The organism is Blastococcus goldschmidtiae, from assembly GCF_031845325.1.
Taxonomy (GTDB): Bacteria; Actinomycetota; Actinomycetes; order Mycobacteriales; family Geodermatophilaceae; genus Blastococcus; species Blastococcus goldschmidtiae.
Genome location: NZ_JAVREI010000001.1, coordinates 905,757 through 923,356, shown reverse-complemented (window position 1 = coordinate 923,356; position 17,600 = coordinate 905,757). Strand labels below are relative to the sequence as shown.

The following is a 17,600-nucleotide window of genomic DNA, read 5'->3' as shown; positions in this document are numbered from 1 at the left end:
GCTCCTCGGGTGGGTCGGGGGCAGGGACTCACGCTACGACGGCCGAACTGCGTCCCGGCACCGCAGGGTCAGCCCGCCCGGCGGATCTTCCGCAGACCCCGCCGGTCCGACGCCGGCTCCGGCACCTCGGCGAGCGACGCGGCCATGGTGCGCAGCTCCGCGCGCAGGGCGCATCCGGGAGCCACCTCGGCCAGCGTCCGCCCGGCGGCGAGGGCGGCGTCGGTGGCGCGACGGTCGGAGGGCAGGAAGAACGCCACCTCGCGGCCGGAGAAGCGCTCCATCGCCGCGGCGATCTCCCGCCTCGGGTCACCCGGCACCGGCCCGCGCCTGAGCTGGTTCACCACCAGCACCGGCTCCACGCCGGGAAGCACCTCGCGCAGGTCGTCGAGAGCCCGCACACTGCGCTGCAGTGCCACCGGGTCGGCGCCGCTGACGCACAGCACGGTGTCGGCGGCCTCCAGCACGGCCAGGGTCGCTCCGTTGCGGCGGGGTGCAGCGGTGTCGAAGGAGAGCTCCTCGTCGTCCTCGAGGTTGAAGGCACAGTCCACGACGGTCAGCTCGGCGAGCCGCCGTGCCTCCTCCAGCACCGTCGTGACGGCCCGGGGGCGCAGCTCCGGCCACCGGTCCGCACGAGCCGGCCCCGTGAGCACGCGCAGCTGTGGTCGCACCGTCCAGGCCAGCCGGACCAGCGCCTCCGGGTCCAGCGCGCCCGTGCTCGCCTGCCGCGCGGCGCCGGCCAGTCCCGGGGAGTCGTCGAGCAGGCCCAGCACCTGGGCGACGACCCCGCCGTAGACGTCGGCGTCGACCAGCAGGCTGGAGACACCCAGCCGCGCCGCCTCGTCGGCCAGGCCCACCGCGACCGTCGTCCGCCCCGGGGCACCGGTCGGGCCCCACACCGCGATCAGCCGCCCACGACCCACCGGACGATCGGCCGCGAGCGGCGGCACGCCCAGTGCGGGGAGCGCCGCCCGCGGATCGGCCACGTCGTGGAGAGCTCCGGACGCGCCCGCGACCGCCTCGCGCAGCGCCTGCGCGATGACCTCCGTCTCGGCGTCGGCCGGGAGCACGTGGAGGACACCCAGCTGGCGGAGCCGCTCGGTCGCCCGATCGTCACCCGGTTCGACCAGGCCCACGACCGCCACGCCGGCCGCCGTGAGCCGGGCGACGGCGTCGCCGTCCAGCCGGCGCAGCTCCGCCGAGAGCAGCGCGGCCTGACCGGTCCCGGTCGCCGCGGCAGCGAGCAGCTCCGACACGTCCACGCACCGCCGGACCACCGTGACGCCGTGGTCGGACCGGTCGAGCGCGCCCACCAGCGCCGACTCCCACGGCGCACCGGTGACCGCGGTGAAGACCTGGACGACCATCAGCCGGTCGGCCCCGCGTCCGGCGAACGGCCGACGCCGTCGGAGCCGCCCTCCACCGACTCGTGGACCACGACCACGAGGGGACGACCGCCGATCGCGGCGAGCACCGCGGCGGCCTCGTCGCGCGCGACCGACACGACCACCTGGACGGTCGTGGTGGGAGTCGAGAGGACGCCGTCGGTCCGGCCGGACAGGGCCTGCACCGGTGCTCGCTCGACCACCGGGGTCACGCTCCCGCCGGTGGCCGTGGTGGCGCCCACGGCCGGGTCGGCCACCGCGTAGACGTCGACCAGCCCTCCCCGTCGGAGCCCCGGGGGCACGAACCCGGCCTGCACCGGCAGCGCCACCTGCACCAGGTCGGCCGGCTCGTCCAGCGCGGAGCCCGGGATCAGCTCGCCGGACCGCACGGCGCGCGCGAGCGTGCGCCCCTCGGGGCGGGTCACCGTGGAGAGATAGGCATCAGCGGTGTCGTCCAGGCGCACGTCGACCGCGACCAGGTCGTCCGCGTCGAGCTCCGTGCCGGCGGCGAGGTCGCCCGTGGCCGCCCAGACCGGGACCGTGGCGTCGGCGGCGCCCACGACGCGGGCACCGAGCAGGACCGAACCGAGGACGAGGAACACCCCGACGAGCAGCCGGAGATCCAGCCAGCGTGGAGCGCGGACCCGGCGCGGTGCCGCACCCGGCGGCAGCGCGGTCGCGGGTGGCGGAGCGGGACGGACGGCGGTCACAGCGCGCTCACCTCTCCCGCGCGTCGATCGCACGACGCGGCGCGTCGTTCGCCGTCGACGCGACATGACGGCATTCGGGTGCAGATGATGCGTCACGGATGCGTTCGCCGCTTCCGTCATCCACACGTTCGGGTGTGGACAGCCGCCCGGGGTCACCGGTGCGGCTGACAGACTGGCGGCACCGGATGGAGAGGACCCCATGCCCACGCCCCGCTTCCTGACGCTGGACGACGTCGCCGAGATCCTCAACGTCTCGTGGTCGCAGGCCTACGCCCTCGTGCGCCGCAAGGAGCTCATCGCCATCCAGATCGGCGGCCGCGGGCAGTGGCGGGTCGAGGTCGACGAGCTCGAGCGCTTCATCCAGCAGAAGTACGCCGAGGCCCGCGGCACCACCATCCCGGCCGAGAGCGCCGACGCCGAGTAGCCCGTCGCGATCCCGCCCCCCACGGGGACACGGGATCGATCAACCCGGTCCGGGCTGCGCCGTCCGGATGAGCACGACGGCGTCGATGACCACGGTGCGCACGCCCTGCACCGCACCGGCACGGCGGTGCAGATCGATCGGGTGCTCGGCCAGTTCCAGGTAGTCCGCCCCCACTCGGTCGATCGTCCCGTGCAGCGCTGTCCCGTCGTCGAGCACCACCTGGACGGCCGCCCGGTCACGGGCCAGACCACGCAACGCGCGCCGCAGGTCCAGCCGGCTCCCCACCGACCCGGCGTCCCGCGCCGCCGCGGTCTGCCGGCCGAGCCCGCTGACCGCCCGCACCGCGGCCGTCGCGACCAGCACCTCCCGGCCGTCGTCGTCGAGGAGCAACCAGTCGGTGCCGACCTCGCTGAGCGCCCCCGACACCTGACCCGCACCCCGGCAGAGCAGGACGACGGGCGATCCGATCGCCCCACCCACCCGGTCGACGAAGCGCAGACCACCGATCTCGTGCCTCGACCGGGATGACGTCTCCGCCCGCTCGGCCGCCACCTGCTCGGCGTCGAACCGGGCCTCCAGGTCCGCGAACAACTGCTGCCAGCGCACTCTCCCACCTCCGTCATCAGCGTAGATGCTGCTCTTCTCTTGCGTTTGCATGCATTTGCTTGCTTTCATGGCGATCCATCGACTGAGGAGGAGGCGACATGTCGACACGCCGACTGGCGGGGACAACGACGGCCATGGCCGTCGTGGCCTGGGCGCTGGCCCTGCTCACGCCATCGGTTGCCGAGATGACCTCCGCGGTGCTGGGCGCCCAGCGCACGGCCGACTCCGCCGGCGCCGAGGCGCTTGTGGTGGCGGGCGCAGGCCTGCTCGCCTGGGGTGTCTGGGGGTGGGGAGCCGTCGGTCTGCTGCTCACCGCCGCCTCCGCGCTGCCCGGGGCGCTCGGCGCCGCCGCCGACGTGCTGACCGGGGTGGTCCTCCCTGGCGGAGCCCGTCGCGGCGCCGCCCTCGCCCTCGGTGTCGGACTCGCCGTCTCCGCTCCCATGGCGGGCACCACGCTCCTGGTCGTCGCCGCGCCGGCAGCAGCAGCCGACACGTCCCCGGCTCCCGTTCCCGACCGGCCCGGCGCGAGCTCCGCTCCCGGCGCCGTCCCCGACTGGCCGGCGACCTCGCACGCCGACGCCGGGACCGGGCCGGCACCGTCCACGGTCGTCGGCTCCTCCGTCGTCCCGGCGCTGCCCGACTGGCCCACCACGCCCGTGCCCGGGGACCACGTGGTGGTGCACGGGAACTGCCTGTGGGACATCGCCGCAGCACACCTGTCCGACCGCCTCGGCCGGCCCCCGACCGACGCCGAGATCGCCAGGGACACGCGCGCGTGGTGGACCGCCAACGCCGCGGTCATCGGCCCCGACCCGGACGTGCTGCTCCCCGGGCAGGTGCTGCACCCGCCCCCTCCGTGATGCCCGCCCGCGCTCCCCGGCTGCCCCGACCCCTGACCACCCTGGAGACCTCATGACCGTGCCCGGCCACCCGACCGCCCCGCCTGCGCCGGCTTCGTCCACCCCGGCCGCCGGCCGGCCCGGACCCGTCCGGCCGGCCCTACGGCTGGTCCGCGTGCCGACGCCCCAGCCCCCGCTCCAGGACGAGCGACCTCCGCTGCGCCTGGTGCTCCCGGGCGTCGCGGTGCCCCGGCCCCCGCACCGGCCCGGCCCCCGTCCCCGCCTCGCGGGCCCCGCCCTCCGGGAAGACGAGTTCGGTCCGGCCTGGACGCTCCGGGCGGACCTCCCCGACGCCGGGGTCGCCGGCCGCCGCGTGATCACCCTCGCGCTCGAGACCCTCGCCGGTCGCCGGCCGGTCGCTCAGCTGCAGGCGCTCACGTCACCGGGGGTCCTCACCGCACTAGCCGGCGGCCGCCGGCCCCGCTGGTGCGCGGAGGGCACCGCCCCGCTGTTCGTGGGCCCGGTGCACGTGTGCGAGCCCGTCGACGGCGTGGCCGAGGTCAGCGCGGTCGCCCGCCGGGCGGGGCGCGCACACGCGGTGGCCGCCCGCCTCGAGGGCATCGACGGCAGGTGGCGCTGCACGGCCCTGCAGATCGGCTGAGGGCCGTGGACGCACGACGCCCCGCCGACCGGGTGTCGGCGGGGCGTCGTCGGGTCAGCCGGTCAGCTGCTGGCCGCCCCGTGGCACTGCTTGTACTTCTTGCCCGAGCCGCACGGGCAGGGCGCGTTGCGCGGGCTCTCCTTGGTGCCGCTCACCGTCGCCGTCTTGGCCGCCTTGGCCCGTCCGGCGTCCTTGGTCGAAGCGTCCAGGCTCGGCGCGGAGTACGTCAGGTTCTCCGGCGCGCGGCGCGGCTCGTCCAGGCCCTTGACCTCCAGCTCCGGACCGGTCCCGGAGGCTGACGACGTCGTGGCCTCGGGCGCCGCCGTCGCGGCCGCGGGCTCGGCTCGTCGAGCCGTCCCGGACCGCCGGGCCGTCGGAGCAGGTGCCGGTGCAGCCGCAGGGGCCGGTGCCGGAGTCGGTGCCGGTGCGGTACCCGCGGGCGCTGCCGGGGCGGTCCCGGCCGCGGCGGCCTTCGCCTCGGCGGCCTGGCGGGCCAGCACCCGAGCCGTCCCCTCCTGGGCCGCGGCCAGCGCCTTGGCCTCCGCCTCGTCCTGCTTGGCCTTGGCCTCGGCGTCCTGCTCGGCCTTGGTCTTGACCTCGAGGTTGAACAGGAAGCCGACCGACTCCTCCTTGATGCCGTCGAGCATCGCGACGAACATGTCGTAGCCCTCGCGCTGGTACTCCACGACCGGGTCGCGGTTGGCCATCGCGCGCAGGTGGATGCCGGCCCGCAGGTAGTCCATCTCGTACAGGTGCTCACGCCACTTGCGGTCCATGACCGACAGCAGCACCCGCCGCTCCAGCTCGCGCATGACCGCCGACCCGAGTCCGGCCTCGCGCGCCTCGTAGGCACGGTGCACGTCCTCGAGCAGCTCGGTCTTGAGCGCCTCGGCGGAGAGCTCGGCCTGCTCGCCGTTGCCCAGCCGCTCGACGACGTCCTCGATCGTCACGCCCACCGGGTACAGCGCCTTGAGGCCGGTCCACAGCTGCTCGAGGTCCCAGTCCTCGGCGTAGCCGGTCTCGGTCGCGCCGTCGACGTAGGCGGCGACGACGTCGTCGACCATCGTGCGCAGCTGCTCGTGCAGGTCGGCGCCCTCGAGCACCTTGCGCCGCTCGTCGTAGATGACGGTGCGCTGGCGGTTGAGCACCTCGTCGTACTTCAGGACGTCCTTGCGGACCTCGAAGTTCTGCTGCTCCACCTGGGTCTGCGCGGACTTGATGGCCCGGCTGACCATCTTCGACTCGATCGGCTGGTCCTCGGGCACCCGCAGGGTGGTCATCATCGATTCGAGCATCGGGCCGTTGAACCGGCGCATCAGGTCGTCGCCGAGGGAGAGGTAGAACCGCGACTCCCCCGGGTCGCCCTGCCGGCCGGAACGGCCGCGCAGCTGGTTGTCGATGCGGCGGCTCTCGTGCCGCTCGGTGCCCAGCACGTAGAGGCCACCGGCCTCCACGACCTGCTCGTGCTCGGCCTTGACCTGCGCCTTGGCGGCCTCCAGCGCCTCGTCCCAGGCCGCCTCGTACTCCTCGGGCGTCTCGGCGGGCGACAGCCCGCGGGCCCGCAGCGCCTCGTCGGCGATGAACTCGGCGTTGCCGCCCAGCTGGATGTCGGTGCCTCGGCCGGCCATGTTGGTGGCCACGGTGACCGAGCCGGCCCGTCCGGCCATCGCGATGATCGCGGCCTCACGGGCGTGGTTCTTGGCGTTGAGCACCTCGTGCGGGATGCCGCGCTTGAGCAGGTACTTCGCCAGCACCTCGGACTTCTCGACGCTCGCGGTGCCGACCAGGATCGGCTGGCCGTTCTCGTGCCGCTCGGCGATGTCGTCGACCACGGCGTCGAACTTCGCCGTCTCGGTCTTGTAGATGACGTCGGAGCGGTCCTCGCGGATCATCGGCCGGTTCGTCGGGATCGGGACGACGCCCAACTTGTAGGTCTGGTGCAGCTCGGCGGCCTCGGTCTGGGCCGTACCGGTCATGCCGGAGAGCTTCTCGTAGAGCCGGAAGTAGTTCTGGAGGGTGATCGTGGCGAGCGTCTGGTTCTCGTCCTTGATCTTCACGCGCTCCTTGGCCTCGATGGCCTGGTGCATGCCCTCGTTGTAGCGGCGGCCCGAGAGCACGCGCCCGGTGAACTCGTCGACGATGAGGACCTCGCCGTTGGTGACGATGTACTGCTGGTCCTTCTTGAACAGCTCCTTGGCCTTGAGCGCGTTGTTCAGGTAGCCGATCAGCGGGGTGTTGACCGCCTCGTAGAGGTTGTCGATGCCGAGCTGGTCCTCGACGAACTCCACGCCCTCCTCGGTCACCGCGACGGTGCGCTTGCCCTCTTCGACCTCGTAGTGCACGTCGCGCTTCATCATCGGCACGATGCGGGCGAACTCGCCGTACCACTTGGCGCTGGTCTCGGCCGGGCCGCTGATGATCAGCGGGGTGCGCGCCTCGTCGATGAGGATCGAGTCGACCTCGTCGACGATCGCGAAGTGGTGGCCGCGCTGCACGAGATCGGCCTTGCTCCAGGCCATGTTGTCGCGCAGGTAGTCGAAGCCGAACTCGTTGTTCGTGCCGTAGGTGATGTCGCAGCCGTACTGCTCGCGCCGGGTGGGGGGCGCCTGCCCCGAGAGGATCGTGCCGACGGTGAGCCCGAGGAAACGGTGCACCCTGCCCATGGACTCGGCGTCGCGGGCGGCCAGGTAGTCGTTGACGGTGATGATGTGCACGCCGTCGCCGGTCAGGGCGTTGAGGTAGGCCGCCAGCACGCCGGTGAGGGTCTTGCCCTCACCGGTCTTCATCTCGGCGATGTTGCCCAGGTGCAGCGCCGCACCGCCCATGAGCTGCACGCGGAAGTGCCGCTGGCCCAGCGTGCGGGTGGCCGCCTCGCGGACGACGGCGAACGCCTCGGGCAGCAGCGCGTCGAGGGACTCCCCGTCGGCGTACCGCTCCTTGAACTCGTCGGTCTTCGCGCGCAGCTCCGCGTCGCTGAGGTCGACGTAGTCCTCGGCCAGGTACTCGACCGCGTCCGCGATCTTGGTGAGTCGTCGGACCTGCTTGCCCTCGCCGGCGCGGAGGAGTTTCTGGAGAACCACGACCCCAGCGTAGGCGGCCCACCTGGGAACGCGGCCCCTCCGAGGTCCGAACCGCCCGCTCGCGTCCTCTAGCCTGCCGCGGGTGTCCAGGAATCCCGCAGACCTCGGCCCCGCCACGCTCGAGTTCCTCACCGAGCGGCGCCTGGCGACGCTGACCACGCTGCGCGCCGACGGCAGCCCGCACGTCGTCCCGGTCGGGGTCACCTGGGACCAGGCCACCGCCACCGCGCGGGTGATCACCTCGGGTGGGTCGGCGAAGGCGCGCCACGTGCGCGCCGGGCAGGCGCGCGTCGCGGTGTGCCAGGTCGAGGGCGCCCGCTGGTTGACCCTCGAGGGGACGGCGGTCGTGAAGGACGACCCGGCCTCGGTGGCCGACGCCGTCGAGCGCTACGCCCGGCGTTACCGCACACCCCGGGAGAACCCTGCGCGGGTGGTCATCGAGATATCGGTCGACCGGGTGCTGGGCAACGCCTGAGACTGCTCCGGTGGACCTGACCCTCGTCGACCTCCCCACCGAGGTCGTGCGCACCGACCGGCTCGTGCTTCGCCCCTACCGGCCCGACGACGCGGACGCCGTGCACCGCGCCTGCCAGGACGCCGACATCCAGCGCTGGACGATGGTCCCGTCGCCCTACACCGAGGCCGACGCCGTCGAGTTCGTCACGCGGACCACGGTGGATGCGCGCGCCGAGGGACGGGCGCTGACCACTGCCGTGGAGGCCGACGGGATGTTCGTCGGAGCCGCGGGGCTGCACTTCACACCCGGCCCGCTCGGCCCCGCCGTCGGCTACTGGGTCGCACCCTGGGCGCGCGGGCACGGCTATGCGGCCGAGGCGGCGCACGCCCTGGCCGAGTGGGGCCTGGGTCTGGGCGCTCCGCGGGTGCACCTGACGGCCGACGTCCGCAATGCGGCCTCCCAGGTCGCGGCGCAGCGCGCGGGGTTCACCCGCGAGGGCGTGGTGCGGTCCTGCCTGGACTACCGGGACGGGACCCGCGGGGACGCCGTGCTGTTCGGACGGCTGCCCGAGGACTGACCCCCGGGTCGATCATCGTCCGCGTGCTCGGCGCTGCGGCAGGTCGTGCCGTGTCCCGTGCGCGCGGACGATGATCGACTCCGGTGGTGGCGTCAGACGGTCGCAGCGCCCGCGGCCGCGGCGACGGGGGCCGGCGCGGCGCCGTCCTGGGCCACCGGCGCCAGCCGGATCAGGCCGTAGTCGTAGGCGTGCCGGCGGTAGACGACCGTCGGCTGCCCGGTGTCGGCGCACTGGAACAGGTAGAAGTCGTGGCCGACCAGCTCCATCTCGTGGAGGGCCTGGTCGACGTGCATGGGTGTCGCGGGGTGGTGCTTCTCGCGGACGATCCGGCCGGGCAGGTGCTCGTCGAGCTCGGTGACGTGCTGCCCGGACGCGAGCTCCCGGTCGAGCTCCAGCTGCTTCTCGATGGACAGCTGGGGGTGCCCGGCATCCAGCGCGGCGGCGGTCGACCGGACGCTCTCGGGCGTCCGGCGGCCGTGGTGCACCCGGCGGCGGTCCGCGGCCCGGCGGAGACGGTTGTCCAGCTTGCCGACGGCGATGTCCAGAGCGGCGTAGAAGTCCGGTCCGGCGGCCTCGGCCCGGACGACGGGACCCTTGCCGCGCAGGGTGATCTCCACCCGCTGGCAGTGGTCGGACTGGCGGGGGTTCTTCTCGTGGAAGAGCTCCACGTCGATGCGCTGCATCTTCAGCTTGCCGTCGAAGCGATCGGTGGACCCGACCTTGTCCTCGACGTGCTGTCGGTAGTGTTCGGGAACTTCGACATTGCGACCACGTACGACGATCTCCATGAGACCTCCCGGTGAACTTCCGGTGTTGGGTCGCTTCGACGCTAGTCGCTCCGCCATCGTCCCGACAGTCGATCAGCGGGTGCGCCGGAACGGCGTCCCCGACCCACCCGGGAACCCCGCGGACCGCTGCCCGACCGGCTCCCGAGGGGTGGCGGCGACGACGGCGCCGAGCACCGGCGGACTCCCCGGCCGCGTCCGTGCGGCGAGCACCGCGGCCGCCTCGGTGAGCGTCGCTCCGCTGGTCACGACGTCGTCGACGAGGACCAGCGCACCGTCGACGACGCCTGCTGCGGGGCGCAGCACGAACGTGCCCGCGAGGTTGGCCCGCCGCTCGCCCGCGGAGAGCCCGGCGGAGTCGCGGACCCGGCCCCGGCGGCACAGCAGGCGGGCCTGCGCGGCGGGGACGCCCGCGGCGCGGAGCTCGGAGACCGCCCGCGCGGTGAGCTCGCGGACGTGGTCCCGGCCGCGGGTCCGCAGGGCGGCCGCCGAGCTCGGCACCGGGACGAGCAGCACCCGGCGCGGCGGCGGCCCGGGAACGGCGGAGACGACCGCGGCGACGGCGAGGGCGAGCGCCGTCCCCAGCGGGCCGGCCAGCTCCGCCCGGCCTCGTTCCTTGAACGCCAGGACCGCCGGGCGCACCCGCCCGTCGTAGGAGCCCGCGGCCACCGTCGGCGGGAAGCCCTCCGGGAAGCGACGCGGCGCGGCCAGGTGCGGGCGGGCGAACAGCGCGGCGCAGCGGCGGCAGAGCAGGTGCCCGGGCAGCCCGCAGCCGGCACACGTGCGCGGCAGCACCAGGTCGGCCAGCGCCGAGCCCACCTCGCGTAGCAGTGAGCCGGTCACACTGCACCGTAGGCCCCGTCCCGAGGCTCGCGCCGAGCTTGCGAGGCGTGAGGTGGACGGGGTCCTTCTCCTGTGGACGGCGGGGCGGGACCGGCCGCCGGCGGGCTCAGAGCGGGTAGAAGGGTGCCGATCCGGTCAGCGGCTCCTGGCCGCGGAGGAGGGTGCGCCACGTCCCGCGCGACCACTGCCAGAGCCGGTTGCCGGCGACGACCAGCGGATCGCGACCCGGGGCGGCGCCCAGCGAGGTGGGTTCGTCCGGCAGGCCCGACGTCCCCAGCGCGGCGAGCCCCCAGCCGTCGACGCCGAGCGAGTAGGGCGTCTCCTCGCCCGGATCGCCGGCCAGCACCCACAGCTGCCCGTTGGAGCGCCACGCCACGTCCACGACCGGCGAGAGGGTGGGCGCCACCCCGGGGAGGTCGCGGATGGCGACGCCGCCCTCCTCGGAGCGCACCACCGTGCCCACGTGCAGGCGGCGGCCGAGGGGGCCGTCCACGACGACGGCCAGGCGCGTCCCGTCCGGGGAGAGCTCGATGACCTCCGCCCGCCCGAGCCCCGCCAGCGTCGGCGCGCTCACCGCCTGGGGCGTGCCGCCGGCGGGCACGCGGACGACGTCGGTGCCGTCGCGCACGACCCACACCTCGGGCCGGGTCGCGGCCACCGTCGGGGCGCTCAGCGTCGCCCCGGAGAGCACGGGAGCGAGCTCGCCGCCGTAGGGCCCGGCCAGCAGGGTCGCTCCCCCCGGCTCGGGTCGCACGCCGGCCAGGAAGGTCAGCTCGCCGTTGCGGACGTCGGCCGACACCGCAGCGGACGCGAGCCCGTACCGGCCGGTGCCCGCCGGCCCCGGCGCGGGCGCGCCGTCGTCGGCGGTGTGCAGTGCGCCGTCGTCCAGGTAGTGCCCGACGGTCTCCAGCGGGGTGGCGTCCGGGTCGAACGCCGGCCAGTCGTCGGTGGTCTGCTCCACCGGCACGTCGTCCAGCGGCAGCGGCTCGCCGTCGAGGGTGATGACCACCGAACGGATGCGCTGCCCGTCGAGCCCGGTCAGGCTCCACACCAGCTGCGCGCTGAGCTCCCTCAGCGGGGTGTTGGCGTCGATGTCCAGCCCGGTGAGGTCGACCCTCGCTACCTGGTCCTCGACCACGACCGTCCGGGCCAGCCGGGCGCCGGCGAGAGGGTTGCGGACGCCGAGGGCGAGCGCCGCGGACGGGCCCTCGATCAGCCGGTTGACCAGGGCCGTGGGCTGCGCCTCGCCACCGATGAGGTAGCGCGGATCGGGGACGAGCCGCTGCATCGTCGGATCGAGGAAGTAGGCCTCCACGGGGTCGAAGAGCCGCTGGAAGTCGGTCTCGAGGATGACCAGGCCGTCGGGCGGATCGCTGATCCGCCATTCGCCGTCCACCTCGACCAGCGGGAAGTCGTAGGAGAAGACGTCGGTGCCGGCCACGGTGAAGATGCCGCGTTCGTCGATGGTCCCGACGCGACCAGCGGTCACCTCCACCGAACCGGACTCGCTGGCCACGGTCGCGTACCCGGAGCTGATGATCGTGATGGCGCCGGCGTCGGACCACGCGGCGGCCGCCTCGGGAGTCAGGTACTCCTTGGCGACGGGGCGCCCCGGCGCACTGCTGGCCGCCGCGTCGATGAACCCGCGGACGACCTCCTCGGGCGTCGCATCCCGAGCCGGGGGCAGCGCCGGGACGCCGACGTCCTGTACCGGCCGGGCCGGCGCCTGGGTGATGGGCACCGTCGGCGAGCTGGTCGGGACGATGGAACAGGAGGTCAGCCCCAGTACGAGCGCGGCGACCAGCGCGGGTGCACCCGCCCGGCGCGTCATGCCGGCTCTCCCGCGCGGCGGACCACCGTCGGGCGCAGCGCCAGCGGCGCACTGGTCAGCTCCCCGCCGGCGACCAGCGGCAGGGTCAGCCGGAACTGCGCGCCGGACCCCGGCTGTCCCCAGACCTGCAGCCACCCGCCGTGCAGCCGGGCGTCCTCGAGGCTGATGGACAGCCCCAGCCCGCTGCCGCCGACGCTGCGGACCCGCGAGGGATCGGCCCGCCAGAACCGGTCGAAGACGTGCTGCGCATCGGCCGGCGTGAGCCCGACCCCGTGGTCGCGCACCGTGACGGCGGCGGCGGTGCGGTTGGCGGCCAGGGTGATCTCGACGGGCCGGCCGGCCCCGTGCTCGATCGCGTTCCCGACGAGGTTGCGCAGGATGCGCTCCACCCGGCGGGCGTCGACCTCGGCGATCACGTCCTCCTCCGCCCGGTCCACCGTCAGCTCGCAGCCGTGCCGCTCCGCCAGGGAGTACATGCCGGCGGCGACGCGGGCCACCAGCGCCCCGAGGTTCGTCGACTCCGCCTCGAGCACGGCGGCCCCGGCGTCGTAGCGGCTGATCTCCAGGAGGTCGGTGAGCAACCCCTCGAACCGGTCCAGCTCGGCCCGCAGCAGCTCCGCCGAACGGGCCACGTGCGGCGGGAAGTCGCCGCGCGCCCCGTGCAGCACGTCGGCGGCCATCTGCACCGTCGTCAGCGGCGTGCGCAGCTCGTGCGACACGTCGGAGGTGAACCGCTGCTGCAGCTGCGACAGCCCCTCCAGCTGGGTGATCTGCCGCTGGAGGCTGTCGGCCATCGCGTTGAAACTGGTGGCCAGCCGGGCCAGGTCGTCCTCGCCGCGCACGGTCATGCGCTCCTCGAGCTGGCCCTCGGCCAGCCGCTGGGCGGTGCCGGCGGCCCGCCGGACGGGGTCGACCACGAGCCGGGTCACCAGGACGCCGATGCCGACGACGAACATGGTCAGCGCGAACCCGCTGATCACCACCGTGCTGCGGATCAGGGCGAGGCTCTCGGCCTCCTGGGTGAGCGGGAAGACGTAGTAGAGCTCGATCTGCTCGGTCCCCGCGGTGTCGCCCTGCACCGGGGCGCCGACCACCAGGGAGGCCCGGGGCTCCCCGGCGTCGTCGGGGATCTCGTCGTAGCGGTAGGACTGGTTGCCGGCGTCGACGTCCGCCCGCAGGTCCGCGGGCAGGGCCGGGTAGACGAACGCCCGGCTGGTGCCGGAGACCTCCCGGTCCCCGGTCCGGTAGGTCATCACGACGTCGAAGTCGCCGGCCGCACCGCCGGACCGCTGGAGGGCGGTGACCGTCCGGTCGAGGGTGGCACGCACGCTCGCGGCGTCGCCCGGGGCGATGCCGGCGATCTCGCCCTGCGCGTACAGGACGCCGGCCTGGGCCTGGTCGATCGCCGCCTGCCGCTTGACCGACAGCAGCTGGTCGCGGATCTGGCTGAACAGCACCAGGCTCACGATGACCACGACGCTGCCCGCGACGACCATCGTGATGGCGCCGACCCGCACCTGCAACGAGGACCGCCAGGCGTGCAGGGCGCGGCTCGCGCTCCGGCGGGCGAGCCACCGTGCGCGGCGCCGGGCCAGGCCGGCCCGCCGGCGCAGACCCCGGCGGATCCGGGCCAGTTCGTCGGCGCGGGGCCGCCCGGGCCCGGGCGGCGGGGGCGCGCCGGTGGCCACCGGGGGCGTTCGGGTGGCGGTCACGCAGCCATTGTCGGTCAGCCGGCGCCCCGGGCGGGGACGCCGCCCCCCGGGAGCACGATCAGGGCGGGCCGGCCTTGTAGCCGACCCCGCGCACGGTGAGGACCACCTCGGGCCGCTCGGGGTCCTTCTCGATCTTCGCGCGCAGCCGCTGGACGTGGACGTTCACCAGCCGGGTGTCGGCAGCGTGGCGGTAGCCCCACACCTGCTCGAGCAGCAGCTCCCGGGTGAAGACCTGGCGCGGCTTGCGGGCCAGCGCGACGAGCAGGTCGAACTCCAGCGGGGTCAGGGCGACCGGCACCCCGTCCCGGATGACCTGGTGCGCGGGCACGTCGATCTGCACGTCGCCGATGGCGAGGCTCTCGGCCTGGCCGGTCTCGCCGCGGCGCAGCTGCGCGCGGACGCGGGCGACCAGCTCGACGGGCTTGAACGGCTTGGTGACGTAGTCGTCGGCGCCGGCCTCCAGGCCCTGGACGACGTCGATGGTGTCGCCCTTGGCGGTGAGCATCACGATCGGCACGGTCGACTGGGTGCGGATGTCCTGGCAGATCTGCAGGCCGTTGCGGCCGGGCAGCATCAGGTCCAGCAGGACGAGGTCGGGCCGGGTCTGCTGGAAGACGCCGAGAGCGCGGTTGCCGTCGGAGACGAAGGCCGGTTCGTACCCCTCCCGGCGCAGCACGATCCCGAGCATCTCGGCGAGGGCGGCGTCGTCGTCGACGACGAGGACACGGCCGCGGCTGGGCCCGTTCTGCGGAGCGGTCGGTGGCACGGGACCCATTCTGCGCTGGTCAGGGCCCAACACGCTCGCACCCCACCCGCCCGGGTGGCGCGGATGGGGTGCGTCGTGCTCCGGAACCGGCGCTCTCGCGCCTGATCGGCCGCTGGAACGGCCCCCTCGCAGGGCCCCGCCGCGAGCTCGCGAGCGGTGGGGGGCGAGGGGGTCCTTCCTCAGTAGCGGTAGTGGTCGCTCTTGTACGGGCCCTCGACCGGCACGCCGATGTAGTCGGCCTGCACCTTGGTGAGCTCGGTCAGCTTGACGCCCAGGGCGTCGAGGTGGATCCGGGCCACGTGCTCGTCGAGCTTCTTCGGGAGCACGGTGACGCCGGGGGCCTTGCCCTCGTAGGCGGCCCGGTTGTTCCACAGCTCGATCTGCGCCAGCGTCTGGTTGGAGAACGAGGCGCTCATGACGAAGCTGGGGTGCCCGGTGGCGTTGCCGAGGTTCAGCAGCCGGCCCTCGGAGAGCACGATGATCGTGTGGCCGTCCGCGAACCGCCACTCGTCGACCTGCGGCTTGATCGTGGTCCGGACCACGCCCGGGGTCCTCGCCAGGCCGGCCATGTCGATCTCGTTGTCGAAGTGGCCGATGTTGCCGATGATCGCCTGGTGCTTGGTCGAGGCCAGCTGCTCGGCCGAGATGATGTCCTTGTTGCCGGTCGTGGTGATGATGATGTCGGCCTTGCCGATGACCTCGTCCAGCGTGGTCACCTCGTAGCCCTCCATCGCGGCCTGCAGCGCGCAGATCGGGTCGATCTCGGTGACGATCACCCGGGCGCCCTGGCCGCGGAGGGACTCCGCGGAGCCCTTGCCGACGTCGCCGTAGCCGCAGACGACGGCGACCTTGCCGCCGATCATCACGTCGGTGGCGCGGTTGATGCCGTCGATGAGCGAGTGCCGGACGCCGTAGAGGTTGTCGAACTTGCTCTTGGTGACCGAGTCGTTGACGTTGATCGCCGGGAACAGCAGGCGGCCGTCACGGGCCAGCTCGTAGAGGCGCATGACGCCGGTGGTGGTCTCCTCGGTGACGCCCTTGATGCCCTGGCCGATGCGCGTCCAGTAGGAGCCGTCCTCGGCGATCGTGCTGCGGAGGGTGTCGAGGATGACCGCGTACTCCTCCGAGTCGGCCTCGGTGGTGTCGGGGACGACGCCGTCGGCCTCGAAGCGGGTGCCCAGGTGCACCAGCAGGGTGGCGTCACCGCCGTCGTCGAGCAGCATGTTCGGGCCGACGACCTCGCCGCTCGAGTCACGGAACTCGAACAGGCGCTGCGTGCACCACCAGTACTCGGGGAGGCTCTCGCCCTTCCAGGCGAACACCGGCACGCCGGCGGGCTCCTCGGGGGTGCCCTCGCCGACGACGATCGCCGCAGCGGCGTGGTCCTGGGTGGAGAAGATGTTGCAGCTGACCCAGCGGACGTCGGCGCCCAGGGCGGTCAGCGTCTCGATGAGGACGGCGGTCTGCACGGTCATGTGCAGCGAGCCGGCGATGCGGGCGCCGGCCAGCGGCTGGGCGTCGCCGTACTCGGCGCGCAGCGCCATCAGGCCGGGCATCTCGTGCTCGGCGAGCTGGATCTCCTTGCGGCCGAAGCCGGCGAGGGACAGGTCGGCGACCTTGTAGTCGGCCTCGCCGGTGGGGGTGGACAGCGTGCGGGTGCCAGTGCTGGCGGTCATGAAGGCTCCAGGGTGTGCCCGGCACGGGAGCCGGGCGATGCAGTCGGATGCAGGGTCGCTTCGATCCCCGGTACCGGGGAGAGCGAGCATGCCGAGGCTTCGGCGGGGCTCGTGCCGTCGTCCAGGATAGACGAAGGACCCCGTCCTCCTCACCCCTCGCACGCTCGGGGCGAGCCTCAGGACGGGGCCGAAGGTCAGGACTCGCAGCCGACGCCGTCCCCGTCGCGGTCGAACCGCGACGCCCAGCCGGGGTCCCCCACCCGGATCGGCGCCGCTCCCGCGGCCGCCACCTCCGCGCACGAGGCGTAGGCCGCCGGGGGCGCCGCGACGGCCGATTCGGGCTCGGGCTCGGGCTCGGGCTCGGGCTCGGGTGCCCGCGCCGGCTGATGCGGGCCGGCTGCCACTCCCCCGGGCAGCGGCTCGTCCGGGCAGGAGCCGAGCACGGTGGCCATGGCGTCCTTCTCCGCCGCGGTGACCCACGCCCCGTACCGGATCTTCACCGCGACCTGCCGGGCGACGTAGGCGCAGCGGAACGACCTCGCGGGCGGCAGCCAGGTGGCGGCGTCCCCGTCACCCTTCTGCATGTTGAGCGGCCCGTCGACGGCGAGCAGGTTGAGCGGATCGTTGGCGAACTGCTCGCGCCGGTCGTCGTCCCACTGCTGGGCGCCCTTCTGCCAGGCGTCCGACAGGGCGACCACGTGGTCGATCTGCACGTCGTCGCTCGTGTCCTGACCGCGCTGGAAGGCGATGGTGGCCCCCGAGTAGGGATCGGCCAGCGTGCCGGTGAGGACGACGCAGTCACGGGTCCCCGGCTTGAACGTCTCGGCGGTCAGGTCGCGGGCGAGCACGTCGTTGCGCGTGTCGCAGCCGTTGCGGTCGGTGTCCACCCACCCGGCGCCGAACAGGTCCCGGTCGTACCCGGTCCGCGGGGCACGGCCCTTGACCTCGAGCTCGGCCAGCGCCGCGAGGGCCGAGGCCGGGTCCTGTGCCGAGCCGTCGCCGGGTGGGTCGGTGGCGGCGCCGGCCTCGTCGACCGGGTCGTCCGCGGACGGCCCGGCCCCCGGCGACGTCGTGGCGTCGCAGCCGCCCAGCAGGACGGCCGCCAGCAGCGCGGCAGGCACCCCGCGCGCGAGGCGCCCGGTGCGGGCGGGACGAGCGGACACGGCATTCCCCCAGGCAGACGACAGCGCCCGGAACGTAGGCCGCTGCCCGCCTCGACGCCGGCCGCGACACGCAGGTCGCGGCCGGCCC

16 protein-coding genes are annotated in these 17,600 nt (G+C 74.1%); 5 read left to right on the top strand and 11 right to left on the bottom strand.

Going from position 1 to position 17,600, the window contains the following annotated elements; genetic code table 11:
• Window positions 1-68: 68 nt before the first annotated feature.
• Together RM425_RS04550 and RM425_RS04545 are read right to left on the bottom strand one after the other, a co-directional pair.
• Window positions 69-1,364, bottom strand: coding sequence for an AAA family ATPase (locus RM425_RS04550; protein ID WP_311343972.1), 1,296 nt, complete (start codon window positions 1,362-1,364; stop codon window positions 69-71).
• Window positions 1,364-2,092, bottom strand: coding sequence for an SAF domain-containing protein (locus RM425_RS04545; RefSeq protein WP_311343971.1), 729 nt, complete (start codon window positions 2,090-2,092; stop codon window positions 1,364-1,366). The genes RM425_RS04550 and RM425_RS04545 overlap by 1 nt, the downstream gene beginning before the upstream one ends.
• 199 nt (window positions 2,093-2,291) lie before the next feature.
• Between RM425_RS04545 and RM425_RS04540 the strand changes: the two genes are divergently transcribed.
• On the top strand, window positions 2,292-2,516 hold the full coding sequence (locus RM425_RS04540) for a helix-turn-helix domain-containing protein (protein ID WP_311343970.1): 225 nt from the start codon (window positions 2,292-2,294) through the stop codon (window positions 2,514-2,516).
• A 39-nt stretch (window positions 2,517-2,555) separates the two neighbouring features.
• Here the strand turns inward: RM425_RS04540 and RM425_RS04535 are convergent, their stop codons facing one another.
• Window positions 2,556-3,122 (bottom strand): hypothetical protein, encoded by a 567-nt coding sequence (locus RM425_RS04535; protein WP_311343969.1) that lies wholly within the window; start codon window positions 3,120-3,122, stop codon window positions 2,556-2,558.
• A 98-nt stretch (window positions 3,123-3,220) separates the two neighbouring features.
• On the opposite strand from RM425_RS04535, the gene RM425_RS04530 reads away from it, so the two are divergent.
• Together RM425_RS04530 and RM425_RS04525 are read left to right on the top strand one after the other, a co-directional pair.
• The gene (locus tag RM425_RS04530; RefSeq protein ID WP_311343968.1) at window positions 3,221-3,982 is read left to right on the top strand and encodes a LysM peptidoglycan-binding domain-containing protein; all 762 of its coding nucleotides are present in this window, start codon (window positions 3,221-3,223) and stop codon (window positions 3,980-3,982) included.
• 154 nt (window positions 3,983-4,136) lie between these two features.
• Window positions 4,137-4,622, top strand: a complete 486-nt coding sequence (locus RM425_RS04525; protein ID WP_311343967.1) for an Rv3235 family protein — start codon at window positions 4,137-4,139, stop codon at window positions 4,620-4,622.
• A 62-nt stretch (window positions 4,623-4,684) separates the two neighbouring features.
• Here the strand turns inward: RM425_RS04525 and secA are convergent, their stop codons facing one another.
• Window positions 4,685-7,702: a preprotein translocase subunit SecA gene (secA, locus tag RM425_RS04520; protein ID WP_311343966.1), complete on the bottom strand. Its 3,018-nt coding sequence runs from the start codon at window positions 7,700-7,702 to the stop codon at window positions 4,685-4,687.
• Window positions 7,703-7,784: 82 nt separating this feature from the next.
• Between secA and RM425_RS04515 the strand changes: the two genes are divergently transcribed.
• Both RM425_RS04515 and RM425_RS04510 read left to right on the top strand, forming a co-directional pair.
• Entirely contained in the window at window positions 7,785-8,177 is a 393-nt protein-coding gene (locus tag RM425_RS04515; protein ID WP_311343965.1) for a pyridoxamine 5'-phosphate oxidase family protein, read from the top strand.
• A 10-nt stretch (window positions 8,178-8,187) separates the two neighbouring features.
• Window positions 8,188-8,736, top strand: coding sequence for a GNAT family N-acetyltransferase (locus tag RM425_RS04510; protein WP_311343964.1), 549 nt, complete (start codon window positions 8,188-8,190; stop codon window positions 8,734-8,736).
• Window positions 8,737-8,828: 92 nt separating this feature from the next.
• On the opposite strand, the gene hpf is transcribed toward RM425_RS04510, so the two are convergent.
• From hpf to RM425_RS04475, 7 genes are all read right to left on the bottom strand, one after another.
• On the bottom strand, window positions 8,829-9,524 hold the full coding sequence (gene hpf, locus RM425_RS04505; protein ID WP_311343963.1) for a ribosome hibernation-promoting factor, HPF/YfiA family: 696 nt from the start codon (window positions 9,522-9,524) through the stop codon (window positions 8,829-8,831).
• A gap of 72 nt (window positions 9,525-9,596) precedes the next feature.
• Window positions 9,597-10,364 (bottom strand): ComF family protein, encoded by a 768-nt coding sequence (locus tag RM425_RS04500; RefSeq protein WP_311343962.1) that lies wholly within the window; start codon window positions 10,362-10,364, stop codon window positions 9,597-9,599.
• A 106-nt stretch (window positions 10,365-10,470) separates the two neighbouring features.
• Window positions 10,471-12,195 (bottom strand): LpqB family beta-propeller domain-containing protein, encoded by a 1,725-nt coding sequence (locus tag RM425_RS04495; RefSeq protein ID WP_311343961.1) that lies wholly within the window; start codon window positions 12,193-12,195, stop codon window positions 10,471-10,473.
• Window positions 12,192-13,907, bottom strand: coding sequence for an MtrAB system histidine kinase MtrB (mtrB, locus tag RM425_RS04490; RefSeq protein ID WP_311343960.1), 1,716 nt, complete (start codon window positions 13,905-13,907; stop codon window positions 12,192-12,194). Before mtrB ends, RM425_RS04495 begins: the two co-directional genes overlap by 4 nt.
• Before the next feature lie 58 nt (window positions 13,908-13,965).
• A complete protein-coding gene (gene mtrA / locus RM425_RS04485) occupies window positions 13,966-14,673 on the bottom strand; it encodes an MtrAB system response regulator MtrA (RefSeq protein WP_449495074.1) in 708 nt (235 codons plus the stop codon).
• A 179-nt stretch (window positions 14,674-14,852) separates the two neighbouring features.
• Window positions 14,853-16,349 (bottom strand): adenosylhomocysteinase, encoded by a 1,497-nt coding sequence (gene ahcY / locus RM425_RS04480; protein WP_311343958.1) that lies wholly within the window; start codon window positions 16,347-16,349, stop codon window positions 14,853-14,855.
• Between the two features lie 194 nt (window positions 16,350-16,543).
• Window positions 16,544-17,512 carry a GmrSD restriction endonuclease domain-containing protein gene (locus tag RM425_RS04475; RefSeq protein WP_311343957.1) on the bottom strand — a complete coding sequence of 323 codons (969 nt, stop codon included), beginning with the start codon at window positions 17,510-17,512 and terminating at the stop codon, window positions 16,544-16,546.
• Window positions 17,513-17,600 lie beyond the last annotated feature (88 nt).